21 protein-coding genes are annotated in these 26,515 nt (G+C 50.0%); 14 read left to right on the forward strand and 7 right to left on the reverse strand.

Going from position 1 to position 26,515, the window contains the following annotated elements; genetic code table 11:
* The 5 genes from AB2U10_RS04755 (at position 1) to AB2U10_RS04775 (ending at position 5,991) form a co-directional block, all read left to right on the forward strand.
* A complete protein-coding gene (locus tag AB2U10_RS04755; RefSeq protein ID WP_367913154.1) occupies positions 1-3,156 on the forward strand; it encodes an efflux RND transporter permease subunit in 3,156 nt (1,051 codons plus the stop codon).
* 102 nt (positions 3,157-3,258) lie between these two features.
* On the forward strand, positions 3,259-4,644 hold the full coding sequence (locus AB2U10_RS04760) for an efflux transporter outer membrane subunit (RefSeq protein ID WP_367913153.1): 1,386 nt from the start codon (positions 3,259-3,261) through the stop codon (positions 4,642-4,644).
* Between the two features lie 59 nt (positions 4,645-4,703).
* Positions 4,704-5,159 (forward strand): hypothetical protein, encoded by a 456-nt coding sequence (locus AB2U10_RS04765; RefSeq protein WP_367913152.1) that lies wholly within the window; start codon positions 4,704-4,706, stop codon positions 5,157-5,159.
* Positions 5,160-5,361: 202 nt separating this feature from the next.
* Positions 5,362-5,640 (forward strand): type II toxin-antitoxin system RelE/ParE family toxin, encoded by a 279-nt coding sequence (locus tag AB2U10_RS04770; protein WP_367913151.1) that lies wholly within the window; start codon positions 5,362-5,364, stop codon positions 5,638-5,640.
* A gap of 12 nt (positions 5,641-5,652) precedes the next feature.
* Entirely contained in the window at positions 5,653-5,991 is a 339-nt protein-coding gene (locus AB2U10_RS04775; protein WP_367913150.1) for a HigA family addiction module antitoxin, read from the forward strand.
* Positions 5,992-6,287: 296 nt separating this feature from the next.
* Here AB2U10_RS04775 and metH read toward each other — a convergent pair whose 3' ends face one another.
* Positions 6,288-10,037 (reverse strand): methionine synthase, encoded by a 3,750-nt coding sequence (gene metH / locus AB2U10_RS04780; protein WP_367913149.1) that lies wholly within the window; start codon positions 10,035-10,037, stop codon positions 6,288-6,290.
* Positions 10,038-10,248: 211 nt separating this feature from the next.
* Between metH and AB2U10_RS04785 the strand changes: the two genes are divergently transcribed.
* From AB2U10_RS04785 to AB2U10_RS04805, 5 genes are all read left to right on the forward strand, one after another.
* Complete coding sequence (locus AB2U10_RS04785; protein ID WP_367913148.1) at positions 10,249-10,725, forward strand: Lrp/AsnC family transcriptional regulator; 477 nt, start codon at positions 10,249-10,251, stop codon at positions 10,723-10,725.
* Between the two features lie 98 nt (positions 10,726-10,823).
* A complete protein-coding gene (locus AB2U10_RS04790; RefSeq protein WP_367913147.1) occupies positions 10,824-11,234 on the forward strand; it encodes an HYC_CC_PP family protein in 411 nt (136 codons plus the stop codon).
* 48 nt (positions 11,235-11,282) lie between these two features.
* Positions 11,283-13,484 carry a TonB-dependent receptor plug domain-containing protein gene (locus AB2U10_RS04795; protein ID WP_367913146.1) on the forward strand — a complete coding sequence of 734 codons (2,202 nt, stop codon included), beginning with the start codon at positions 11,283-11,285 and terminating at the stop codon, positions 13,482-13,484.
* 22 nt (positions 13,485-13,506) lie between these two features.
* Positions 13,507-13,857 (forward strand): heavy-metal-associated domain-containing protein, encoded by a 351-nt coding sequence (locus AB2U10_RS04800; protein WP_367913145.1) that lies wholly within the window; start codon positions 13,507-13,509, stop codon positions 13,855-13,857.
* A 248-nt stretch (positions 13,858-14,105) separates the two neighbouring features.
* Positions 14,106-14,528, forward strand: coding sequence for an OsmC family protein (locus AB2U10_RS04805; protein WP_367913144.1), 423 nt, complete (start codon positions 14,106-14,108; stop codon positions 14,526-14,528).
* A 393-nt stretch (positions 14,529-14,921) separates the two neighbouring features.
* Here the strand turns inward: AB2U10_RS04805 and AB2U10_RS04810 are convergent, their stop codons facing one another.
* Complete coding sequence (locus AB2U10_RS04810; RefSeq protein ID WP_367913143.1) at positions 14,922-16,913, reverse strand: thioredoxin domain-containing protein; 1,992 nt, start codon at positions 16,911-16,913, stop codon at positions 14,922-14,924.
* The gene (locus AB2U10_RS04815; RefSeq protein WP_367913142.1) at positions 16,910-18,529 is read right to left on the reverse strand and encodes a T9SS type A sorting domain-containing protein; all 1,620 of its coding nucleotides are present in this window, start codon (positions 18,527-18,529) and stop codon (positions 16,910-16,912) included. The genes AB2U10_RS04810 and AB2U10_RS04815 overlap by 4 nt, the downstream gene beginning before the upstream one ends.
* A 38-nt stretch (positions 18,530-18,567) precedes the next feature.
* On the opposite strand from AB2U10_RS04815, the gene AB2U10_RS04820 reads away from it, so the two are divergent.
* Together AB2U10_RS04820 and AB2U10_RS04825 are read left to right on the forward strand one after the other, a co-directional pair.
* On the forward strand, positions 18,568-19,014 hold the full coding sequence (locus AB2U10_RS04820) for a hypothetical protein (protein WP_367913141.1): 447 nt from the start codon (positions 18,568-18,570) through the stop codon (positions 19,012-19,014).
* Positions 19,015-19,034: 20 nt separating this feature from the next.
* Positions 19,035-20,477, forward strand: a complete 1,443-nt coding sequence (locus AB2U10_RS04825) for a helix-turn-helix domain-containing protein (protein ID WP_367913140.1) — start codon at positions 19,035-19,037, stop codon at positions 20,475-20,477.
* Positions 20,478-20,566: 89 nt separating this feature from the next.
* On the opposite strand, the gene AB2U10_RS04830 is transcribed toward AB2U10_RS04825, so the two are convergent.
* The 3 genes from AB2U10_RS04830 to rplU all read right to left on the reverse strand — a co-directional run bounded on the left by AB2U10_RS04830 (position 20,567) and on the right by rplU (position 21,964).
* A complete protein-coding gene (locus AB2U10_RS04830; RefSeq protein WP_367913139.1) occupies positions 20,567-21,163 on the reverse strand; it encodes a NifU family protein in 597 nt (198 codons plus the stop codon).
* A gap of 180 nt (positions 21,164-21,343) precedes the next feature.
* Positions 21,344-21,616: a 50S ribosomal protein L27 gene (rpmA, locus tag AB2U10_RS04835; protein ID WP_367913138.1), complete on the reverse strand. Its 273-nt coding sequence runs from the start codon at positions 21,614-21,616 to the stop codon at positions 21,344-21,346.
* A gap of 33 nt (positions 21,617-21,649) precedes the next feature.
* Positions 21,650-21,964 carry a 50S ribosomal protein L21 gene (rplU, locus tag AB2U10_RS04840; RefSeq protein WP_367913137.1) on the reverse strand — a complete coding sequence of 105 codons (315 nt, stop codon included), beginning with the start codon at positions 21,962-21,964 and terminating at the stop codon, positions 21,650-21,652.
* 265 nt (positions 21,965-22,229) lie between these two features.
* Between rplU and AB2U10_RS04845 the strand changes: the two genes are divergently transcribed.
* Together AB2U10_RS04845 and AB2U10_RS04850 are read left to right on the forward strand one after the other, a co-directional pair.
* Positions 22,230-23,714, forward strand: a complete 1,485-nt coding sequence (locus AB2U10_RS04845; RefSeq protein ID WP_367913136.1) for a leucine-rich repeat domain-containing protein — start codon at positions 22,230-22,232, stop codon at positions 23,712-23,714.
* A 65-nt stretch (positions 23,715-23,779) separates the two neighbouring features.
* Positions 23,780-24,571, forward strand: coding sequence for a thymidylate synthase (locus AB2U10_RS04850; RefSeq protein WP_367913135.1), 792 nt, complete (start codon positions 23,780-23,782; stop codon positions 24,569-24,571).
* 85 nt (positions 24,572-24,656) lie between these two features.
* Here AB2U10_RS04850 and AB2U10_RS04855 read toward each other — a convergent pair whose 3' ends face one another.
* A complete protein-coding gene (locus AB2U10_RS04855; RefSeq protein ID WP_367913134.1) occupies positions 24,657-26,492 on the reverse strand; it encodes an LTA synthase family protein in 1,836 nt (611 codons plus the stop codon).
* Positions 26,493-26,515: the final 23 nt, after the last annotated feature.

Genomic DNA, 26,515 nt, shown 5'->3' on the forward strand with positions numbered 1-26,515 from the left:
ATGTTAAAAACATTTATAGAAAGGCCGGTCTTTTCATCGGTTATTTCTGTTTTGATCGTCATATTGGGGGTGCTGGGCCTGTATACCCTGCCCGTTTCGCAATACCCCGAAATAGCCCCGCCTACCGTGCAGGTTATGGCCAACTACCCGGGCGCCAACGCCCAGACCGTACTGGAAAGTGTAATCGTACCCATTGAAGAGCAGATCAACGGGGTGGAAGGCATGGACTATATTGCCTCTACTGCCTCCAATAACGGCTCGGCCACCATCCAGGTGATCTTTAAGCAAGGCATTGACCCGGATATTGCTACCGTAAACGTGCAGAACCGGGTTTCAAGGGCCACGCCCTTGCTGCCGGCCGAAGTAACCCGCTCTGGAGTAACTACCCAGAAGCAGCAGACCAGCGCGCTGATGTTTCTTTCGTTTTATTCTTCCAGCACCGAATACGATGCCACCTATATCCAGAATTACCTGAACATAAATGTGATACCCGTACTGAAACGGGTAAATGGGGTAGGAGATGCCACCGCCTTCGGGCAGAAAATTTACTCCATGCGGATATGGCTCGACCCGGTAAAAATGGCCACCTACGGACTCGTACCGGCCCAGATCTCGCAGGCCATCAACGAACAGAGCCTGGAGGCAGCCGCAGGGCAACTGGGTGAAAATAACGGGGCTTCTTTCCAGTATATCCTGAAATACGGCGGCAAATACCGTACGGAAGACCAATACGAAAATATAGTGGTGAAAGCATTGCCCGGCGGACAGGTGCTTTACCTCAAAGACGTCGCCAAAATAGAGCTGGGCTCCCTGTCTTACTCCGGGAACGGCGAGCTGAACGGGAAACCATCGGTAACCATTGCCGTATACCAGACTCCCGGCTCCAACGCCCAGCAGATCAATAACGACCTGAAAACAGAGCTGGAAAAAATAGGGAAGCAATTGCCTGACGGCGTAAAATACATCATTAACTTTGATACCAACGAATTCCTGGATGCCTCCATTTCAAAAGTGGTCAGCACGCTGATAGAGGCATTTTTGCTGGTGTTTATAGTCGTATTTATTTTCCTGCAGGACATCCGTTCCACCCTCGTACCCCTGATAGCCGTTCCGGTATCTATCATCGGTACCTTCTTCTTCCTGACCCTTTTCGGGTTCTCGCTGAACCTGCTCACGCTCTTTGCCCTGGTGCTGGCGATCGGTATTGTGGTAGATGACGCCATTGTGGTGGTAGAAGCTATCCATGCCAAGATGGAAAGCACCCGGATGGAGGCCCGGCCGGCCTCGATCAGTGCCATGGGAGAGATCTCCACGGCCATTGTCTCCATTACCCTGGTGATGGCTGCCGTGTTTATCCCGGTTACTTTTATCACCGGTCCTACAGGCGTATTCTACAAACAATTCGGGATAACCCTTATTGTAGCCATCTTTATATCGGCCGTCAATGCCCTAACGCTCAGCCCGGCCCTGTGTGCGCTGTTCCTGAAACCGCACGAAGAAGGCCATAGGAAAGGGTTTATGCAGCGTTTCTTTACCGCTTTTAACTCGGCCTTTAACACCATGACCCGGAAATACGCCCGGGCGTTCACCTTCCTTTTCCGGAACAAATGGGTAACGGCCCTGATCCTGGTGCTTTGCCTGGGGGGTGTTTACCTGGCGAACAAAACCATGCCTTCAGGCTTTGTACCCAACGAAGACCGGGGCTTCCTTTTCGGTAACGTGGAGCTTCCTCCGGGAGCATCTACTGACCGGGTTTATTACCTGCTCAAAGAATTTGAAGGGAAAGCCATGAAGATCAAAGGAATCAATAACGTGACGGCCATCACCGGGAACAACTTTATTTCGGGAGCAGGCGCTAACCACGGTATGTTCCTGATCAAGCTTGACGGCTTCAAAGACAGAACCACAGCTGAAACTTCGATTACTTCCATCATCGGGAAGCTGTTTGCCCTGGCGGGTAAGGATTTCAAAGACGCCAAAATGGCCTTCTTCCAGCCGCCCAGCATACCTGGCTTCGGAGCTTCGGCCGGTTTTGAGCTGAAGCTGCTTGACCGTTCGGGAGGCGAGCTGAAAAGGCTGGATGAAGTAACCCAGGGCTACCTGGCCGAGCTCACCAAAAGACCGGAAATACAATACGCCCAGTCGTCACTGAATACCAACTATGCCCAGTACGAGATCAAGCTGGACGTGGAGCGGGCCAAACGTTCAGGCGTTACCGTAAGCAGCATCCTGTCTGCGCTCCAGGGCTATATCGGCGGTATTTATGCAGCAGATTTTGTACGGTTCGGTAAGCAATACCGGGTGATGATCCAGTCGCTGCCGGAAGACCGCAGGGACGAATCGAGCCTGAACAGCATCTATGTGAGCACTTCTACCGGGCAAATGGCGCCTATCACGCAGTTTGTCACCCTTCAGAAGGTATATGGCCCGCAGTCGGTCAACCGTTTTAACCTGTTTACGTCGGCCAACATTTCAGGCGCCACCAACCCGGGGTATTCCAGCGGAGACGCCATCAAAGCCATCAACGAGGTGGCCGCTACACAGCTCAGCCAGGACTTCGGCGTAGACTTTACCGGTCTTACCCGCGAAGAGCTCAAAGCCGGCTCCCAAACCCTGCTGATCTTCATCCTGTGTGTGGTGTTTGTATACTTCATCCTGTCGGCACAATACGAAAGCTATATCCTGCCGCTATCGGTTATCCTTTCTTTACCGGCCGGTATTATGGGGGCTTACATGTCGCAAAAGCTGGCCGGCCTCGAAAACAACATCTATTTCCAGATAGCCCTGGTAATGCTCGTGGGACTCCTCGCAAAAAATGCCATCCTCATCGTCGAGTTTGCCATTCAGCGCCGGCAGCACGGGGAATCTATTCCCCAGGCAGCCATTAACGGGGCCATCTCCCGTTTGCGCCCTATCCTGATGACCTCGTTTGCCTTCATCCTGGGACTGATGCCGCTGGTATTTGCATCAGGGGTGGGGTATATCGGTAACCGTTCGGTAGGTACGGGAGCAGCCTTCGGTCTGCTGGTAGGAACCGTGATCGGGGTATTTATCATCCCGGTACTGTTTGTGATCTTCCAGACCCTGCAGGAAAAGATCAAACCGGTAAAGCAAGTGGAAACGAATAATAATGGACAATTGACAGTTGACAATTGACAACGGTCGTCCCGGTACCCACTCGGCACAAATGTACTCGGAACTCGGAACTAACGCACTCGGAACTCGGAACTAACATACTCGGAACTCGGAACTAACAAAATGAAATATTACTCACTCATAATCACTGCTCTTTTACTACAATCGTGTTTTGTGGCAAAAGACTATAAAAGACCCGAACTGCCGGTAGCAGATGGCTTTAAAGCCGAAGCAGCGGCGGCAGACAGCGCCAGCCTGGCATCGGTATCGTGGCGAACCTTCTTCCGCGATGAAATGCTGGGCCGTTACATTGAAAAAGCGCTTCAGAATAACCTGGACATCCGTACAGCCCTGCAGAATGTATCCATTGCAGAGTCGTACATGAAGCAGGGAAAAGCGGGGTATTTTCCTACCCTGAACATAGGGCCCAACTTTACCTTTACCAAAACCTCGGCCAACACGCAATTTGGCCGTATCACGGGCAGCCAGACGCTGGCCCAGTTTGATATCACCGGAAACTTTGCCTGGGAGGCAGATATCTGGGGAAAAATACGGAGCACCAAAAGAGGGTTTATTGCCGACTACCTGCGCAGCATCAATGCGCATCAGGCGGTGTCTACCCAGATTATTGCTTCGGTAGCCAATACCTATTACAACCTGGCAGCGCTCGACGAGCAGAAAAAAGTGCTGGAAGAGACCATCCGTACCCGCGAGGAAGGAGTGGAGACCAACCGGTCGCTGAAAACAGCCGGTATTGTGAGCGAGGTAGCCGTCAAACAGAATGAAGCGCTTTTGGTCAATGCCCGCGCCCTGCTGCTGGATACCGAAAATGCCATCAAGCTGAACGAAAATATCCTGAGCGTGCTGCTGGGAGAAGCACCTGCTGCAACCGAACGGAATTCATTTGACGCACAGGCACCGCTCATGGACGTAAAAACCGGTTTCCCGGCCCAATTGCTGGAAAACCGCCCGGATGTGAAAGCCGCTGAAATGGCACTGGTCAAAGCCTTCGAAAATGTGAATGTAGCCCGGAGCAGCTTTTACCCTACCTTAAGGATCACCGCCACAGGAGGCTTCCAGAGCATTGATTTTCCCCAACTGTTCAACCCGAAATCCTTGTTTACCAATGCCGTAGCCGGTCTTGCCCAGCCGGTATACAACCGCCGGGCACTCAAAACCCAGAAAGAAGTGGCTGACGCAGGGCAGGAGCAGGCCTACCTGGCCTACCAGAAAGCGGTCATCACGGCCAGCCGGGAAGTATCTGACGCCCTGTACAATTACACTACCGCCGACCGTAAGATTGCATTGAAAGAAGAAGAATACGCTTTGTACAACCAGTCGATAGACTATTCGGAAGAGCTGCTGGAAAACGGGATGGCCAACTACCTGGAGGTGATCACTGCCAAGCAAAATGCCCTGAATACCCGGTTAAGTATTATTACCACGAAACTGCAGAAGCTGAATGCAGGAGTGGAGCTGTACCGGGCCCTGGGCGGTGGATGGCGCTGAGAAGGTTAAAAAAATATGGGGAAGATATGTAAATTTGCAATTGCAAAACAACCTTATATATGAAAAAAATCTTACTCCCGGCCCTGATAATGGGCTTATGCGCCTGCCAGAACGGGGCAACAACAGGCAAAGATCACTCGCTGTCAGGTACTTACCGGCTTCTGAACTCCGTAACCATCAAAGGCCCGGATACCACCCGCGTAGCCGTGGATGACTCGCGTACCGAAATGCTGAAGATGTTCAACGGCACTCATTTCTCTTTCTTCAACCACGACAAAGCCAAAGGAGCCGACAGCCTCAACAATCTCTATGTCAGCGGTGCCGGTACCTTTGTTCTGGAAGGAAATAACTATACGGAAAACCTCGACTACTGCAATTACCGCGCATGGGAAGGCAAACAATTTCACTTCACGGTCGAATTCAGGGGCGATACCCTTATCCAGTCCGGTGAAGAAGCCATTCCCGAGCTCGGCATCAACCAGGTTATCCGGGAAACGTACGTAAAAGTCAAATAAAATAATAGGAACACGCCCTGGGGCGTGTTCCTGAAAAATTATAAAATTTACCTCATCCTCAACTTCCTCTTCAACTTACAATTTCTGTAGCCGTCTGCAGTCTGCTTTAGCCTTTACCCGGTTTTTAATTGCAATAACAGAACTTAATGTAACACCCTCTTGTTATCAGGATAACACATAACGTTATGCGTTAATAATTCACATGATCTGTAATTTCCATCACAAAGGATTGAAGTTTTTCTTTGAAAGAAACGACCCTTCAAAATTAAATAATAACCACGTTGAAAAGATACGAAGAATTTTATATCGGCTGGATGTGGCAGAAGATTTAGAAGATATGAACGTTGCAGGATGGTCCCTGCACGCTTTATCCGGAAATTACAGAGGGTTCTGGTCTGTCAAAGTCAATGGAAACTGGAGAATTATATTTCGGTTTATTAACGGATTAGCCCACGATGTGGATTATTTAGATTATCATTAAAGAGAAAGTAATATGTTAAAAAGAGGTATGCGCCCACCACATCCGGGCTCTATGATACGCGATGTCATTGAAGGGATTAAAGAAGAAACCGGAGAGAACTTTACAAACAAAGAAATAGCGGAAGGCCTGGGGATAACCCCCAAAACCTTATCGAATATCCTGAATGAACACCAGGGAATAAGTTCGGAAATGGCCATTCGATTATCCAGGGCATTCGGTTCTAAACCTGAATTCTGGCTGAAGCTTCAACTCGATTATGATTTATGGAAGGCACAGAATACCATAGGAAATATTAAGGTGAGACACTTCCGGCAAATAGAACCCAATGGCAGAAGCACCCCCGTCTTGTGAGAAAAACGGCTAATTTTTTTTGCCCTGCACAGCTTGCTGTAAGAATCAATAAGCCGTTTCATCCAGCAGATTTAGCCGATAATCTAATTGTATATTTCGCTATTTTACTAAATATTTATAATAACAGGAATAAATTGAACCACAGTATTTCGCCTTTGTGTCCTTTGCGCACTCTGTGTAAAATAAACTATATTTTCACAAAGCCCACCAGGTAAAATGCTCAAAGAACACGAAGCAAAGCCCGGGAAAAATCATAATCATCTGCGTTCCTTACACCGTACTTCTTATATCCCCCATCAATAATTCAGTACCGGGCTCAGCCACCGCTCCGCCTCTTCAACCGATACCTCCCGTACCCGCACATACGCTTCGATCTGGTCTTTTTCAATTTTCCCCAGGCCGAAGTAGCGCGACTGCGGATGCGCATAATAAAAGCCTGAAACCGCCGATGCCGGCCACATAGCCAGGCTTTCGGTCAGCCGCAGCCCGATTTTCTGCTCCACATTCAGCAGGCGGAAAATATCACGCTTCGGATTGTGGTCGGGACAGGCCGGATAACCCGGTGCCGGCCGGATACCCACATATTTTTCCTTGATGAGCTCTTCATTGCTCAGCTCCTCATTCGTTTGGTAAGCCCAAAGCTCTTTCCTGACCTTTTCGTGCAGCAATTCGGTAAAAGCCTCGGCAAAACGGTCAGCCAGCACTTTCACCATAATGGCGTTGTAGTCGTCAAACTGGGCCTCCATTTCCTTGGCAATCTTCTCTGCACCAAAGATCCCCACAGCAAACGCACCGAAATAATCCTGTTTCCCTGTTTCCAGGGGGGCAACAAAGTCGGCCAGCGACAGGTTGGGAATCCCGCCGCCCTTTTTCCCCTGCTGGCGCAAATGCTGGATACGGGCAAGCACCCGGCTGCGATCCGGCTGAAAAACCCGGTGCTCATGCCCCGGCAGCTTGCAGTCGCACCGCACGGTGGTTTCCGTAAAATCATATACCAGCTGGGTATCGTCGTTTTCTACATTGCTCGGCCAGAACCCGATAACCGCCCGCGCGTCAAACCAGTTTTTCTCCAGCACCGTTTCCAGCATTTTCTTCCCGTCTTCAAAGAGCCTCTGCGCCTCTGTGCCTACTACTTCATCGTTCAGGATCTTCGGGTAATGCCCGTGCAGGTCCCAGGCCTGGAAGAAGGGCGTCCAGTCAAAATAATTGACTATCTCCTTTAAATTATAGTTCTCATAAGACTTTGTTCCCAAGAACTTTGGCACCGGTATCTCATAGTTGTCCCAGTCGATTTTCAGCTTGTTTTCCCGTGCTTCTTTCAGCGGGATATACGTCTTAATGGTCTGGCGTTTCTGGTAATCTTCCCTGAACCTGGCGTAGTCCAGCTTCACCGACTGGATATAGTGATCTCTCTGGTCCTTACTCAGCAGGTTAGACACCACCGGCACCGATTTGGAGGCATCCAGCACATGGATCACGGGACCGTCAAAGCAGGTATCAATTTTCACGGCCGTATGCGCCCGTGATGTGGTGGCTCCACCAATAAGCAGGGGCATATCCATGCCTCTTTTCTGCATTTCTTTGGCCACATAAACCATTTCATCAAGCGAGGGCGTAATGAGCCCGCTCAGGCCTATGGCATCTACCCGATGCTTCTCGGCCTCTTCCAGGATCTTCTCGGCCGGAACCATCACACCCAGGTCAATGATCTCGTAGTTGTTACAGGCCAGCACCACGCCCACAATGTTCTTCCCGATATCGTGCACATCGCCTTTTACCGTGGCCATCAGTACCTTACCGTTATTTTGGGCGGTATTCCCCGACTTCAGCTTTTCTTCTTCCAGGAAGGGCAGGAGGTAAGCCACCGCCTTCTTCATTACCCGGGCCGACTTCACCACCTGGGGCAGAAACATCTTCCCGGAGCCGAACAGGTCGCCCACCACATTCATTCCATCCATCAGCGGCCCTTCAATCACCTGCAGCGGACTGGGGAAAAGATGACGGATCTCTTCGATATCCTCATCAATATACTCCACAATTCCCTTCACCAGGGCATGTTCAATACGCTTAGCCACCGGGAGGGTCCGCCATTCCTGAACGGCTTTTTCATCGGTCTTTCCTTCTCCTTTCAGGCCTTCTGCCATCTCCAGGAGCACCTCGGTGGCATCATCCGTACGGTTTAGCAGCACATCTTCCACGGCTTTCAGGAGATCCTGCGGGATATCATCGTATACTTCCAGCATGGCCGGGTTCACAATGCCCATATCCATACCCGCCTGCCGGCCGTGGTATAAAAAGGCCGAATGTATGGCCTCCCGCACCCGGTCATTTCCCCGGAAAGAAAAAGACACGTTGCTCACCCCGCCGCTGACGTGGGTGTGCGGCAGGTTCCCGCGCACCCATTTCGTGGCTTCAAAGAAAGACACCGCGTTGATCCGGTGCTCTTCAATACCGGTAGCCACCGGGAAGATATTCAGGTCAAAGATGATATCCTGGGGTGGGAAACCCACCTTATTGACCAGGACATCGTACGAACGCTTCGCTATTTCTATTCTCCTTGCGGTATTGTCGGCCTGCCCGTCTTCGTCAAAGGCCATTACAATCACCGCTGCACCGTACTTCCGCACGGTTTTGGCCTGGCGGATAAACTCTTCTTCGCCTGATTTCAGCGAAATAGAGTTCACAATGCCTTTCCCCTGCACACATTTGAGGCCGGCTTCGATGATCTCCCATTTGGAGGAGTCAACCATCACCGGGATCCGCGATATTTCCGGCTCGGAGGCCATCAGGTTCAGGAAAGTGGTCATGGCTTCTACGCCATCCAGCATGCCTTCATCCATGTTAACGTCGATCACGTTGGCGCCGCCTTCCACCTGGTCAAGGGCCACGCTGAGCGCGTCATCGAATTTCCTGCTTTTGATCAGCCTCAGGAACTTTTTCGAACCGGTCACGTTGGTTCTTTCTCCCACGTTCACAAAACCCAGCTCAGGGGTCAGTGTCATGGGCTCAAGGCCGCTCAACCGCAGGAAAGGAGTTATTTCAGGGCGTTTACGCGGTGCATAGCCTTTGGCCAGCTCAGCAAATGCCCGGATGTGGTCAGGCGTGGTACCGCAGCACCCGCCCAGGATATTCACATAGCCTTCTTCCAGGAATTCTTTTACCTGGTCGGCCATATACTCCGGCGACTCGTCGTATTGCCCCATCTCATTGGGAAGGCCCGCATTGGGATACACGCTCACAAAACAATCCGCCACCCGGCTCAGCTCGGCCAGGTAAGGCTTCATGGCCTTTGCACCCAGGGCACAATTCAGGCCTATAGAAAGCAGCCCCCCATGTGCAACCGAGTTATAAAAGGCCTCGGAAGTCTGGCCTGTAAGCGTACGGCCCGACTGATCGGTGATGGTACCGGAGACCATCACCGGCATTTCAAAGTCCGGGTTGGCCGCTTTTCTTTCCTCAATGATGGTATTGGCGGCAAAAAGAGCCGCCTTACAGTTCAGCGTATCGGTAACGGTCTCAATAAGCAGGCAATCTACACCGCCGTCTACCAGGGCATTGATCTGCGTGGAGAAGGCATCGGTAAGCTGATCAAAACTAATGGCGCGGAAGCCCGGGTTATTGACATCAGGAGAAAGAGACGCCATTTTAGTCGTGGGTCCGATAGAACCTGCCACAAACCGCGGCTTCTCCGGGTGCGCACGGGTATATTCATCAGCGGCCTGCCGGGCCAGCCGGGCCCCTTCAAGGTTAATTTCATAGACCAGGCCGGCCATATGATAATCGTCCTGAGCCACCCAGGTACCGCTGAACGTATTGGTTTCGAGTATATCGGCACCGGCTTCAAGGTATTCTTTGTGAATAGCCAGAATGACATCCGGCCGCGTCAGCGAAAGCAGGTCGTTGTTTCCTTTTATATCGTGCGGGAAGTCTTTAAAGCGTTCTCCCCTGTAATCTTCATCGGTAAGTTTATAGCGCTGGATCATGGTGCCCATGGCGCCGTCTAAGATCAATATGCGTTTCCCGAGCTCTTCTTTTAAAGTCGACATAGCTGCCCCTAAGTAAATTTTTACTTCAAATATACTATGAAAAGATAAAAATATAAGTCATTTCAACAACAAACAGATAATTTATCTAAAAAAATACAATATTTTTGATTTATTTTCTAATTTTGCAACACAATATAATGATCAAAGCTAAAATATCTTTTAAAACCGGCGCTGATCAGGCCCAAACGGGTATATCCTGTACGATACAATTATGATAAAACTGGACGACACCGACCGCGACATCCTGCGCTACCTTCAGCAGGATGCCAAGCTGACCACCAAAGAACTGGCCGGAAGGCTCAATCTTTCCGCCACACCGGTTTATGAACGCATCCGGCGACTGGAAAACGAAGGAGCGATCAAAAAATACGTGGCCCTGGTAGACCGTGAGAAAATAGGCAAAGACCTCATGGTATTGTGTAACATCCGGCTGAAAGAGCACGCCCGCGAGGCAGGAGCCCGGTTCGTAAAAGCAATAATAGCTATGCCCGAGGTGGTGGAATGCCTCAATATTTCCGGCGATTACGACTTCCTGATCAAAGTAGTGGTAGGCGACATGCGCGAATACCAGTCGTTTATCATGAATAAGCTGGCCGGGCTGGAGAACATCGGTTCTACACAATCTATTTTTGTGATGGGGGAAATTAAAAATGAAACGGCCTATGAGCCGGCAGGCGCTGCGAATTAACGAAAGAATAGCGGTACCCGATCACCTGCTCTCTCATAAAAAATGAAGCCGGTGAATTATTTTTCCCGAAATTTCGTTAGTATGTCATAATGGCGAAAATGTTCAAAAAAACACTGGCAATTTCTCTGGCGCTTACCGTCCTGGTAAGTTCGCACTCTTTTGCCTGGTTTGAACACCTGTGTACCATTACAAAAATCAAAAAGCTGTCGTTTGACGTAGAGTCCTGTTTTGGTGAAGCTACCCAAACCCCGCCTTTGCAGCAGCATGCCACCCTGAAAAAGGGAAGCTGCTGTGAGATCACCCTGAAAGTAAATAAAGCCAACACCGCCGTTCAGCAGAATTTCGGCCCGGCATATACTTTCCTGGTAGCCGAAGAGCCGGTAGTTCCTGCATTTACTTTTGAACCGGTAACCGAAACGCTGGCCGAAGAACCGGCTTTTTCCCACGGTGATTCATCACCGCCCCGTTTACTTCCCCTGTATCTTCTGAATGAGCAGTTCATTATCTGAGATTGCGGTAAAAAGTTATTTTCTTTTTATCCGTAATTTTCTATTTATATGAACCGACTGATCATAGTATTATTCTCATTATATACATCAGCTGCCTTTTCACAGGATGTAAAGGGCAAAGTGGCCGATAACGCCAACTCCGCCATTGCCGGCGCCACGGTTTCGTGGGTAGGCAAACCGGTAACCGCCGTAATGACCGATGAAAACGGCATGTTTACCATTGCCCGGATCCCCTCAGAAGACCGGCTGGCCTTTAGCTTCATCGGCTTTAAACCCGATACCCTGTATGTGACCGAAGACCGTTTCTATGCCGTATTCCTCAAAGAAAGCAGCACAGATCTCGATGAAGTGGTGGTAAAAACTTCCGGAACCACGCTCGATAAAATGTCGCCGATCCATACGCAGATCATCAGCTCAAAAGAGCTCGTAAAAGCCGCCTGCTGTAACCTTTCGGAAAGTTTTGAAACCAATGCCTCCATCAGTGTGGGCAATACCGACGCCGTAACGGGCTCACGGCAGATCCAGCTGCTGGGCATGAGCGGCTCGTATGTGCAAACCACCCTGGAAAACATCCCGGCCATCCGCGGACTGGGCCAGACCTTCGGCATGAACTATATTCCCGGTACCTGGATCCAGTCGATCGACATCGGCAAAGGAGTGGGCTCGGTAGTTACCGGTGCCGATAACATGGTAGGACAGGTTAATGTAGAGCTGAAAAAACCGGATCTGCCCGAAAAAATGCTGGTCAACATGTATTTTAACAACTTCGGCAGGGCAGAGGCCAACCTCAATATCGCCCGGAAGCTGAAAAACGAAAAGTGGTCTTACGCCCTCCTGACGCACGGCTCCCTGTTGAAATCGGAGATCGACCGCAACGACGACGGCTTCCGTGACCTGCCAAAATACCACCAGGTCAACCTGTTCAACCGCTGGAAATACGGCGGCGAGCGCATGATGGCCCAGTTCGGTGGCCGTTTCCTCTCCGAAAACCGGGCAGGAGGACAAACAGGCTTCAAAAGCAATGCCGCAACACCCGGCCTGTACGGTTTCGTGAACCATACGCAGCGCTATGAGGTATTTTCCAAAACAGCGCTCCTGTTCCCGGAAGCACCTTACCGCGGGCTTGGCCTTATCCTGAACGGAACGATACACGATTCGGAATCTTCATTCGGGAAAACACCTTACCTCGGAAAGCAGACCACGCTCTACAGCAACCTGATCTACCAGGACATTTTCGGAAATACCAATCATACCTATAAAACGGGGGCAAGCTTTGTCAACGACGTATTTGATGAGCAATACGGCAGCATCTACCTGGATAGAAATGAAGTAGTTCCGGGTGTTTTCTTCGAGTATAACTATAAAAGTACCGATAAGACCAGCATCCTTGTGGGACTGAGAAATGATTTTCACAATCTTTACGGCAATTTCTTTCTTCCCCGTATCCATATTATGCAAAAGCTGGCCCCGCGTCATACCCTCAGGCTCTCAGCCGGCAAAGGCTACCGGGTACCCAACCCGTTTGCCGAAGGCTACGGATTGCTGGTCAGCAGCCGGACGGTCCGTATCCTGGAAGAGCTCAGGCCCGAAGTTTCCTGGACATTTGGCGGAAGCTATGTGATCGATTTCCTGCCCAACCTGTCGCTGTCGGGCGAGTTCTACCACACCCGCTTTGAAAACCAGATGATTGTAGACATGGAACACGACGGATACCTGTACTTTTATAATCTTCAGGGAAAATCACGTACCAACAGCGCACTGATAGAGCTGAATTACGGCCCGGTAAACCGCTGGGAATTCAAAATGGGTTACCGGTATGTCAACAATAAGCAAACCGTGGGCAAGCCTATGGGCGAAAAGGTGCTGATGGACAAGATGTTCCTGCCGCAGGACCGGCTGCTGGTGAATGCAGCCTACAGCTTCCCGTACGAAAAATGGAAAATTGATGCTACCCTGCACGTAAACGGACGGCAGCGGATACCCGTGGGCCATGCCGTAAGCGATAAAATGAGCTATGCAGAAATGCAATCTCAATATGCCCCGACATACATGAATATCAACGGGCAGATTTCGCGGAATTACCCCAAGCTGGAAGTGTACCTGGGCGGTGAAAACCTCACCGGCTTTACCATGAAAAACCCGGTGATCAGCGCAGATCAGCCTTTCGGACCGGAATTTGATGCAGGTAAGATCTGGGGACCGGTCACCGGGGCAACCGTATACACCGGTTTCCGTTATAAAATCAAGTAAATAACTTAAATTAAATATACCTATGAAAAATGTAATCGGCGTTTTAACACTTGTTCTGGGCCTTAGCTTCGGAGCGTTTGCCCAGAAAGGAAAGACAGCAGAGGTCAGCTTTGCCTCATCGGTTAAATGCGGCATGTGCAAAAAAACGGTAGAATCTAACCTCGGAAAAGAAAAGGGCGTGCAGGAAGTGAACGTAGACCTCAAAAGCCATACGGTAAATGTGGTTTACAATCCTAAAAAAGTAAGCAAGGACGAGCTGAAAGAAAAAATCACGAAGATCGGGTACGATGCCGACGAAATGGTGGCCGATCAGAAAGCGCACGATGCGCTTCCGGGATGTTGCCAGAAAACAGCGAAGGCCCATAAGGATTAATTTATTAAATTTGGGCTTCGGTTCTCGACTTCGCTCGAACTGACAAGTGCCATTTGCTTCTGTCAGCAAGTGCTGGTTCTTCCTGTTGGTAAGTGCCATTTACTCTGTCAGCAAGTGCTAGTTCTTTGTGTCAACAAGTGCTAGTTCTTCCTGTCAGCAAGTGCTAGTTCTTCCTGTCAGCAAGTGCTAGTTCTTCCTGTCAGTTCGAGCGAAGTCGAGAACCAAAACCCAAACAAAATAAATAAACAATGAAAATTGAACTGGACAGAGTAGACGACGCCTTCCATATGCAGGGAAAAGGGATGTCGCCTGTAGTAGTGAACATCGATGCGGCCGAAGATATCGGCGGAAAAAACGCAGGTGTACGCCCCATGGAGCTCCTGCTGATGGGACTGGGCGGCTGCACCTCCATTGACCTGATCCTGATCCTGAAAAAGCAGCGTCAGCCCCTCAACGACCTTAAAATTGAGGTGACCGGCGATAGAGAGCAGATAGAGGGTACGGAAATGAAGCCGTTTAAGAAAATCAATATTCACTATAAATTGTACGGCGCGCTTGATCCAGCCAGGGTAGAAAAGGCCATTGCGCTCTCTATGGAGAAATACTGCTCGGCCACGGCCCAGCTCAGGCCTTCTGCCGAAATCACGCACAGTTACGAGATTATCGCGTAATTGGCACCATATTGGGCTTAAAAGAGGTATAACTTTTAAACCCATGATATAATGAATATCATCGGGGCGAGTTACATACTGAATTGTTCCTTATTCAGGTTTTAGAGACCGTTTGAGCCTGACGGAGTCGGCGAAAGAGGTTATTCTAAAACCTATGTTTTTGCTCTACTTTTTCAAAAAAGTAGAAAAGAAAAATATTTATATTGGCTTAAGAGACTCAAATTGTTATTATCCGTAAATTAAAATTCAATAGCTTCTTTTTTATTGGAATTTCAATAAATAGATAATTGTATAAGTCTACAAATATATTCGCATTATTACCGGATTGATTTTTATTTGCGAAGCAATCGACTGTTCCAAGAACAGATCTGCCGCCCCGGCACATCGTATTCCTTATTCACCGGCCAGGGCTTCTTCCAGGGTGAAAACAGGCCTCCTGCAGCTATAATCTTCACAGATATACACCGTGTTTTTCCCGGTAAACCGGTTCTCAAATACGGGCAGGGAGCTTGCATTATCAGCACCAAAGTACAGGGTGGCCGCTGAGGTTCCCTGCTTCTGCAATGCCCGGACCCACTCCCGGTAATCGGGCCCGGTGACCACCACCTCTACCTGCTTGGCACTCAGCAGGAGGCCCAGGTCTACCCAATTGCCCAGCCATTGCGGGTCCTGCAGGGTCAGGGGTTTCAGGCGGGCAAACATCTGCCGGGCAATTTCGGTATAGCTGGTCCGGCCGGTGTACCTGCCCGCAAAATACAGGCTTTTGGCCATCATGGAGTTCGAAGAAGGGATCACGTTGTCAAACAGCTCTTTTTTGCGCGAGATCAGCTTCTCGGCCTCTACATCGGTATAGTAAAAAAGCCCCTCATCCGGGTCGTAAAAATTGGCCAGCACATACCAGCACAGCTGTTCTGCCGTTTCCAGGTAATGCTCTTCCAGGCTGAGCGAATACATATCGGTATTGGCCTGTATCAATGCAGCATAATCGTCGAGAAAACCCGGTATCTTTCTTTCACCCGCCTGGTGGAAAACCCCCAGGGCAGTATCGCCGTCTTCGTTCCGGCAGGAGAAAGTGAGGTTCCGGTTGAGATAGGCCAGCTTTTCACTGGCAAGGGTATAGTCGCCGCCCCACGTTCTGCTGCGCTCTGCCAACCCCGAGATCATCAGGGCATTCCAGGAGGTCAGCACTTTATTATCCAGGCCGGGAGACACTCTTTTCTGCCTTGCTTCCAGCAATTTTTCGTGCGATTCCCTTATTTTATCCCATTGTGCAGGCAGATGCTCCAGGTGCAGGATGTTGTTCCCGTTTTCCCAGTTCCCCTCTTTTACTATACCGTATTCACCGGTAAACAGGGCGGCATCAGCTCCCAGCGCTTTCTCTGTCTCATCCAGGGTCCATACATAAAATTTCCCTTCTTCTCCTTCCGAATCTGCATCCAGGGCCGAGAAAAAGCCCCCTTTGGGCCGGTTCATCTCCCGAAGCAGCCAGGCGTATGTCAGGTCAACCGCCCACCGGTACAGGCCCTGCGGGTCTGAACGGGCCGCGGCGGCGGCGTAAAGGCTCATCAGCTGTGCGTTATCGTACAGCATTTTTTCAAAATGAGGCACTTTCCAGTAGCTGTCTACCGAATAGCGCGTCCACCCGCCGCCCACATGATCAAACAGGCCACCCAGCACCATGCGCCCCAGCGTAAATTCCAGGTGCTCCTGCAGGTACGGATCACCGGTAAGCCCGGCCAGGCGCCGGATCATATTCCACAGTGCCGGCATCGGGAATTTCGGTGCGCGCTGCATGCCCCCGTCTTCCGCATCAAAATCTTTGGCCAGCTTTTCGCTGATAATGCTCAGCTCTTCTTTCGTATATAATGAACTATCTGATGTTTTACCGAATAAATACTTATCAGAGTCCCGTGTATTTAGACTATTAACAAAGCTTCTACCTGACTCTTCCACCTCTTCGCGCCGGTGTTGAAATACCTGGACCACCCCGGCCATAACCTCCATCCAGCGGCCCTTCGGGAAATACGTACCGCCGTAAAAAGGCTCACCGCCCGGCAGCAGGAATACATTCAGGGGCCAGCCCCCGCGGATACCCATGTTCTGCAGGGCTTCCATGTACACCTGGTCAATATCGGGGCGCTCCTCCCGGTCTACCTTGATATTGACAAAATGCGCATTCATAAAATCAGCCACTTCCCGGTCTTCAAAGCATTCGTGCTCCATCACGTGGCACCAGTGACAGGCCGAGTAGCCTATGCTCAGCAGGATCACCTTGTCGTTCGTACGTGCTTCTTCCAGGGCCTCGTTTCCCCAGGCATACCAGTGCACCGGGTTGTCTTTATGCTGAAGCAGGTAAGGGCTGGTTTCGTATTGTAATCGGTTCATTGGCTGATAATAATTTTTCGGGTATGCCGGAAAGTGCTTCCTTTTACCTGCAGGTATACCTTGTACAGTTTAAATTTCCGGAGGTCAAGATGCCCCGTATATTCGCTCACCCCTGCGGTATTCAATTCTTCCGAATGCAGGACACGTCCCGATTCATCAGAAACCGACAGGGTCAGGAGGGATTCTCCCCCCGTTTTAACCGAATAGGTCACGGGTCCTTCTGCCGGGTTGGGGTATACGACCAGGCCGGTATCTTCCGGTTCATTACCGGCAACCGGGTCAGCCGCGTATTCGCACAGGAAAACCTCATAGCCCTTCAGGGTGATGTTTTCTTTCAGGCTCCCGTAATTTATAGTAAGCGTAACTTCTTCATTATCTGTTGTTGCCCACGGGTTATGCGCAGCTACCAGCAGCCTCCCGTTTTTGTACACCCCGCGCCAGACCGGCAGCTTATTTTCATTGTAATCACGGGCCGAAATGGTTTGCACCAGCCGGTAATCCCCCTCGAAAAACGAGCGGAAGGCAGAAAGCCGGTAGAGTCCGTTCATGAAATATTCATAGCCCGAATAATCGGCTGAGGGCGACATATCGTCCCACAGCCAGATTCCCCGTGCCCCGGCAAAAAAAGGGAAGATGGCCATGGCCTCCGACATCCACGGCCGGATGTTCTTTCCCACGTATTGCGGCGTGTAGCTGTACCTGTTCCATAAAAACAACCACTGATCACGCGAAGACCAGGCCCGGTTAGCTTCGGTCTGGAACATCAGGTAAGACAGGTACTCACCGGCAAAAATATGGGGATAGTCGTAATAAAAATACGCATTGGGCGAAAGCACGGTCATCAGCTCATCATAGCTCCCGCCTGCCTTGTTGCGGGTAAAGTCGTAGCTGATATAATGCAGCACGGAAGGGTCGGTCTGCCATTTCTCCCACGTAGGCCCCTGTATGTTGGTAAACGTATTGATCACGGGTACATCGCCATAGGCAGTGAATACACGGGCATTCACCCTTTCTTTTATATAAGCCGCCGCATGGGCATAAAGACCCTGCATGTCCTGCTGGTAGCGCAGAACAAACGCATCATCATTCAATGCCCGTACATCTGCCGGTACAAAATCCATTTTCTTCAGTGTCAGCACCGAATCGCGCGATTTATAATGCATTTCAATATCCAGGCAAAAAATATCCACATCTGCGCTGCCGCCGTTCAGCGATTTGAAATACGCCAGGTCTTCGTCCCATTTGCGGTGATAAACGGCCATATCATTGCCGTAAGGCGACTTGTAGTTCCTCCAGGGCTGATCGGCACCGGCCACCCCGTAGTAAATATAAGCCCGGTTGCCTACAGGCAAATTACTGATGCCGTTGGGGTTCGATACATGCGTAAAGCCTCTTTTGAGCAGGGCGCCCGGATCGGAAAGGGCCTGGGGTCCGCTGTAAATAAGGGTAAACGGCAGTGAAAATTCAGGAAAACGGTACCAGTTCACTCCTCCGGCCGACGGCACAAAGGGAGTATCACCTGCCGGCCGGCAATTCTGTCCCGAAACCCGGAAAGCAGAAACAAAAAGCAGCGTGAATCCGAAAACAATCCATTTCCTTTTTAAATTTGCAACCATTATCCTGCGTTATTATATAAATCAAACTCAAAAGTAATTTGAAAAATTTTGTTTTAATTTCATTCTTCGCGCTTATTTTAACTGCCTGTAAAGATCCGAATATAGGAGCAGAAGACAAAACTACTTCTGAATTATTGGTAGCGCACGGCTGGCAGCTCGACAAATATACCGATACACAGGGTACTACGATCAGTGACGGCCAGTTAAATTCTTCAGCCCGGATGCTTTACGGACTGGCTTTTGAGTTCAAGGCCAGCCAGGAGGTGCGCGGTATCGACAAGACCACCAAAACGGTAGTGAACCGGGGAAAATGGGCCATAGAAACCGATCAGACAACACTGGATATTGATATTGTAGGATTTGAAGGAGATTTTGAGATAGTTCAGATCAATAATACCTCTATGATCCTGAACGCCAAAACCGGGAATAACCTGCTGGGGGTAGGACCGGAGGTTCACCTGGTATTCTCTGAATTTAAATTGTAAACCCAACGGAAATCAGGCGTATGAAGGAGAAAGCAGATCCCATAAGACTGATTTTCGGTTTAAAGCTCAAACAGTTCCGCCAGGAAAAGGGGTGGTCGCTCCAGGAGCTCTCGGAACGGAGCCATATTTCGGCCTCCTATCTGAATGAAATAGAGAAAGGAAAGAAATACCCCAAAACCGACAAAATAGCCGACATTTCACGGGCCCTGGGGGTAGAATACGATGAACTGGTATCTTCTGACCTCAAAAAAGCACTGGGGCCTACCGGTGAAATCCTCAAAAACAAGTTCTTTACCGATATCCCTTTCGAGTTTTTCGGGATAGATCCCGCCCATATCATAGAGATTATTGCCGATGCCCCTGTCAAATTCAGCGCCCTGGTCAATACCCTCATAAAAATAGGCCGGAGCTATAACGTAAGTGTGGAAAAGCTGTATTTCGCCGTATTGCGCTCGTATCTCGAAATCCACAAAAACTATTTCCCCGAGCTGGAAGATCTGGCCGACCAGTTTCTTCCCGGTGAAGAAAAAACCGAAAGCACCCTTAAAAAATACCTGCGGGTGGAGCATCAGCTGGCCACAGATATTTTTGACGGCGAAAAACATCCCGCCCTGGCCGGCTTACGGACCGTACTGGTGCCTAAATCCAGGAAATTCTTCCTGAACCGGAACCTCACTGAAAAACAACGGATTTTCGCCCTTGCGCGGGAGTCCGGCTTCCGGTATATGGGCATCCGGGTGCGCCCGCTTACGTCTACATGGGTGAGTGTGCATTCTTTTGACGAGGTTTTTAATAACTTCAAGGCCTCTTACTTTGCTGCCTGCATTCTTATTCCGGGAAATGTACTGATCCGGGAAATGCAGAAGGTGCTGTCTGATCACAAATTCAGCAAACGCAAATTCCTGCAGGTGCTTGACCAGTTTCCTGTATCCGAAGAAACAGTTTTTTACCGTCTTTTTTCCCTGTTACCTGCACATTTCCAGGTCGAAAAGCTGTATTTCCTGAAGTTTACCTCTTCTGACGGGAGCCGGGCGCCCCGCCTGATCAAGGAAATTCACCTGGTAGGACAGCACGATCCCCAGGAAAGCCGGAACCAGCATTACTGCCGGAGGTGGCCGGGAATCAGCATCCTGGATGAAGTTCTGCCGAACAATGAGGAGCGGATAGTGAAAACCCAGATCTCCAATTTTGAAAGCATGGGCCACCGTTATTTCGAGATAGCCCTGGCCAAGTCATCCAAAGACGGCGGACAGGAGAGCATCACCCTGGGGATGGAGATTGACAGCAATGTGCGGTCAAGGGTAGCGTTTACCGATGACCCCGGGATCACCCGGAAAGAAGTGGGGCAGACCTGCGAAAAATGTGCCCTGTTTGACTGTAAAGACCGCGTGGCGGCCCCGGCCGTGCTGCATCAGCAAAGGAAGATGAGCGAGGTGAATAGAGCGATTGAGCAGCTTAGGTAGTTCCGAGTGGAGAGTTCCGAGTGGATAGAGCAAGTTTTGACACATTAGCTAGAACCTGCTTTCATTTACTCGGAACTCGGAACCCGAACTTACATCTCCTCCGCCTCCACCAGCCTCACTTCAGGGATCATAGACGTCAGCAGGCGCTCTATACCCGCCTTCAGTGTCATGGAAGCTGACGGGCACCCGCTGCAGGAGCCCTGGAGGAGCACTTTCACCGTGCCGCTCTCCTCATCAAACGACGAGTAGTTAATAGCGCCGCCGTCTGATTCCACAGCCGGCCGTACGTACTGATCGAGCGTAGATTTTATTTTGGCCACTACCGGCGAATCATTGCCCTGAACAATCAATGTATTGGAATCAATGGTTTTTTTGGCAAATACCGGGTGGCTTTCATCAAAGTAAATTTTGAGGAACTTCCGCACATCGCCGATCACCTCTTCCCATTCGATATCTTCCCGCTTGGTGATCGTGATAAAATTCGAAGAAATGAAAACGCGCTCTACAAAATCAAACAGGAAGAGGTCGGAGGCAAGGGGAGAAGCCTTCTTTTCTTCGAGTGTAGCCGCCTTGTCAGGATAATCAAACGACAATCCCTCGGGAACAATCTCGTAATTGAGTACAAATTTCATGGAGTTAGGGTTAGGACTTAACTCCGTATATATCATGGTGTTTCTTTTCAGCATTATTTCTTAAGATGTTCTTTGGTAAATAACAAATGGGAGGGGCTGAAAGTGCCGGGAGGAGGGTTTTTGTTTTTTGTAAAGTCGTTTTTCCGGAGAAGCAGCTTCGGGCCCACCAGAAAAACAAAAACACAAAAAAAGAGGCCCTAAAGCCTCTTCCTTCTATTTCTCTAACCCGTTTGCTTATGCTTCAGCAGACGCCTCAGCCGGAAGTACGTGTACGAAAGATTTTCCGTCACGGCCTTTCCTAAAGTTAATTACGCCGTCTGTTAAAGCAAACAAGGTATGATCACGGCCCAGACCTACGTTCTGACCCGGGTTATGCTTTGTACCGCGCTGACGAACAATGATGTTCCCGGCGATAACTGACTGTCCTCCGAAAAGCTTAACGCCCAGACGCTTACTTTCCGACTCACGACCGTTTTTCGAACTACCGACCCCTTTCTTATGTGCCATTGTATTCTAATGTTTTAAGATTCTGAAATTTTGTTATGCACCAACAATCTGGTTGATCTGAACTTTCGTCAATGCCTGACGGTGTCCGTTCTGCTTCTGGTAACTTTTACGTCTCTTTTTCTTGAAAACGATTACCTTTTCGCCTTTCAAATGCTCTAAAATGGTGCCTTTTACAGACGCACCTGCTACGGTAGGGGCTCCTATGGATACTCCTCCTTCCGATTCAACAAGAAGAACCTTGTCGAATACAAGCTCAGCGTTCGCTTCACCTTCTAACCGATGGGTATAGATGTAACGACCCTCTTCTACTTTAAATTGCTGGCCTGCGATCTCTACGATTGCGTACATATGATTACTAATTAAATTTTTGAGGTGCAAAATTAAAAAGATTCTCCAATATAAACAAATATTTTTCAAAATCCCTGGTAAATAATGCATTATAACCACAAAGTAGTAGCATTACCATAGAAACCGGTGCCATCCGCCCGCCTTAACCCTGAAAGGGCGACATTTCTCGCCTGTACCCGGTTAACGGTGCAGGTATATTTTAAACTAATTCATTAGTTATTTAATTATTCCTTTCTATATTTGCTTTATCAAACTTTTACAATTCATGAGAAAACCGCTATTCCTTACCCTTATTCTGTTGCTCAGCCTGTCGGCAGGAGCCCAGAAGATCGTTTGTATAGGCGATTCCACGATGTTAAAACAGTATTTTGGCAAAGCCAGGGAAGTGACTTCCGTATCGCCGGATAAAAAAGTGACCCGCACCATGCAGAACACCATAGTGCTGCCCCGGCCTGAAGTAAAACAAGATGAAGAGAACGTAGGGATACCGGGCGGGCCCCGGATCAGCCTGCCCCGCCAGGATGCAGCCGCTCTCTTACGCAAGCAACTGACCTCTGTAACCCGTACCATGGACTGGTCTCCGCTGCTGACCGGTACCACTACCCGCCTGCAATTCTATGTATATGTTAATCCGCAGGGCACCGCCGACAGCCTGATCTATTGCCTGGTGCAGGCCGACAGCACCCGTGGAGCGCGGGTTTTCCGGATGCGCGACAGGCTGGCCAACCTGGAAGCAGGCAGCTTACGTACCCACCTGGAAGCCGTATGGTCAAAGCTCCTGGGGAATTTCAAAATGGAAACCTCGGATTCACCGGTGCGAACCTACTCCGGGATGATTTTCCTGAGAACACTTCCCCGGGATATCGATGAATTCCTGGGCGCCCAGCCTGATGATATAACTGAAATCAACCTGACCGACTTTGGCCTGACCGAATTCCCGTACCAGCTGAAGCGCTTCCGGAACCTGCAGAACATCAATCTCAAAGATAACTTCATTGCTTCGGCCACCCTTGACAGGAAAGATTTCCCGAAGCTGGCCACGATTTCTTTCCAGAATAACCTGCTGGCCAACAACAGCCTCCGGGTTACGGGCAGAAAAGGCCCCACCGCCATTAACCTCACCGATAACCATTTTACCCGTATCCCGAAAACCCACCGGAAGGTAAGGTACCTGTACCTCGCCAACAGCTCGGTCAGCGAGGTAACCCGGAAAGACATCCGGAAAATAAAAAAAGTACAATTCCTCAATCTGTACGGCAATACCCTTACGGAAATCAGTCCTGCCATACGCCGCCTGAAAAAGCTGAAAGAGCTGGATCTTTACCGGAACCGCTTAGCTTCCCTGCCTTCCCGCTTAACCCGCATGAAAAAACTGGAAACGCTGGCCATATCGTATAACCGGCTGGAAGAGCTGCCGGCCGGAATACGCTCCATGCGCGGACTCAAAATCCTGTATGCTCACCACAACCGGCTGGAAGCACTGCCGGTGCTCCCGCCTAACCTCGAAACCCTAGATGTAGGCTATAACCGGTTGCAGGAGGTATCGGCACGGGTACAACCCCTTAAAAAGCTGAAAACGCTGGATTACAGCTACAACAAGGTAAAAGGCGACCTGGATTTCCTGCTGGGCCTGCCGCAGATAAAAGAAATTTACCTGCTCGAGAACCGCTATGCCGGCACGGAAGAAGAAGAAAAATATTTCAGCCGCATATTTACCACGCTGGTGAGCAAAGGGGTGAACATAAAGTAAAAATCGGGAGATCGGCTCGGAGCCGTGTGGAATATTTGTTTTCTTTGTACCAAAAATTCAGGGAAATGCAGCAATACCACGATCTCTTAAAACATATTTTAAAGGAAGGAACCCCCAAAACCGACCGCACCGGCACGGGCACGCTCAGTGTTTTCGGCTACCAGATGCGGTTTGATCTGAACAGGGGCTTCCCGATGGTGACTACCAAAAAGCTGCACCTGAAGTCGATCATTTATGAGCTTCTCTGGTTCATTCAGGGCGATACCAATACCCGGTACCTGAATGAGCACGGCGTGAGCATCTGGGACGAATGGGCCGATGAAAACGGTAACCTGGGCCCTGTTTACGGGAAACAGTGGCGGGCCTGGTCGTCGCAAAACGGCGAAATCGATCAGCTGAAAGAAGTATTGAAGCAGCTCAAGAATAATCCCGATTCGCGGCGTATCATGGTTTCTGCCTGGAACGTGGGCGAGCTTTCGCAGATGGCCCTGATGCCCTGTCACGCCTTATTCCAGTTTTATGTAGCTGACGGCAAGCTGTCGTGTCAGCTGTACCAGCGCAGCGCCGACGTATTCCTGGGCGTACCCTTTAATATTGCTTCTTACGCGCTTCTTACCATGATGATCGCGCAGGAATGCGGGTTGGGACTGGGTGATTTCGTATGGACCGGCGGCGATACCCACATTTATTCCAACCACCTCGAACAGGTAAACAAACAGCTGGAACGTACGCCCCGCCCGCTGCCCGTTATGAAGCTGAACCCGGCCGTACGCTCCGTATTTGATTTCAGGTTTGAAGACTTCGAATTGCTGAATTATGATCCTTACCCCGGTATCAAAGCGCCCGTAGCGGTTTAAACCGGCCTGAACCACAAAGTCATATAAGTCAATCAAAAGATTAAACTTATATGCCTTATATAGTGAAAAAACAAGGCGGAGCCGTTTACAGGTCCAGGAAGCTTTGGTAGGTTCGCTGCATGAGCGCCTTGCCGGCTTCCAGCTCCTTAGAGCGGGCGGCCTCAGGGTTATCCATCACCAGGCGGCCCACGTTATCAAAAAGCACGGGTGTGCGGTCGTTCACGTAGCCGAAACCATCATTAAAGACAAAGAAAGCCCAGGGATGCGTACCCTTATCGAAGATATTCTTGCTCCACCCGAACTCCCGTGACGGGATACCCAGCTGGCCCAGCACAGTAGCCGCCACATCCAGCTGGCTGTATACATGCTTCACCGTGAACCCGTTTTTCACGAGCCCGCCGGTCCAGATCATCGGCACCTTAAAATTATCAACCTTGCTGCCGGTCTCAGGCCACTTATGTCCGTGATTGCCCAGGATGATCACCAGTGTGTTATCCCACCAGTCCTGCTTGCGGGCTTCCTCCAGGAACTGCTCCAGGCTGCGGTCGGCATAATGCAGCGAATTATAGAACTGCTCCTGTACCGTAGCACCGGCAAGCAATCCGCTTCCCGGAATTCCGTACGGCTCATGGCTGGAGAGGGTCAGGATTGTGCTGAAAAAGGGCCGGGAATGATGGTTCCCGTGGTCATCCAGGAACTTACGGTACACCGTGCTGTCGGGTGCTCCGAGCGACGACAGATCATCCGCTCCGTCAAAATCTCCTTTCTCCAGTATCTTCTCAAAATTACTGGCAAAAAGATAGGACTTCAGGCTCAGGAAGCTCACATCTCCGCCATAATAAAACTGGGTAGAGTAGCCCTGATCATTGAAAATACTGCTTAAAAACGGTAATTTCTTAATTTTATCCGAAAATTCAGACAAAGCTTCCCGGGGTTGGGCCGGGTAGGCGCTCAGCACGCTCACCACCGTCTTATCGGTGCGGTCGGCCGCTGCATACATATTTTCAAAGTAGATGCCTTCCTGCTTCAGGCGGTTCAGGTAAGGGGTTACGGGCACATCGTTATACCGGAAATCCATGACCTTCCCCGTCAGGTTTTCTACCAGGATCAGCAGCACATTGCTCTTTTCTGCCGTCCGGATCACCTTGTCGGTATTTTCACTCCGGCTGAAAAGGCTCTTCAGGTTGTTGTCCAGGGTTTCCCGCGGAAGATAGCTGTACGGGTTTTCATTCACAGAGGTGCGGTTTAGCAACGAGCTGAAAAAATTCCAGGGGGCGTTAAGCGCTGAAACATTCGCGAAATTGCGGGTGGAAAAATACACCGAGCTCTGCTTCAGGGGCTCACGGCCCCATCCGCCGCGGATGGGCAGGAGCAGGGCAGCGCTCATTATAAGCCCGTAAAGAATAAAAGGGAAATTGCCGATGCGCTTCCAGTCGTAAATCTTGTTGGCCACAATACGGTATACAATGATGCTGGCCATGGCCAGCAGGAGAATATAACTCAGCAAAAGCCTCAGAATAGGAGAACTTTTTACCGAAATATAGGCTTCCTTGGGGCTGCTCAGGAACTTCAGCGGGGTGCTGTCGAGCCGGAAATTCCAGGTATTGTACACCTCAAGATCGGCTACAACAATCAGGTTGGTCAGCGTAAGCAGGATAAACGTATACGAAAAGAAGCTATTCTGGAAAACGCCTTTATCGATAAAATTACTGAAGGTTACCCACAAAAAGGGCAGGAGGGAGTAATAGGCGGCCATGGCCAGGTCCATCCGGATCCCGTGCCGGAAAATCCCGTACACCTGCTCCAGGGTCAGGCTCCTGGAATCATCTATATGGTATGCCAGGAAAAGTATCCGGGCAAAAACGAAAAAAACCACCCAGAAGGCATAGTAGATCAGCAAAAAACGCAGCCGCTCCCGCATTAAATTTCAGCTTTTAGTTTAAA

Source organism: Leadbetterella sp. DM7 (assembly GCF_040829825.2).
Lineage (GTDB): Bacteria > Bacteroidota > Bacteroidia > Cytophagales > Spirosomataceae > Leadbetterella.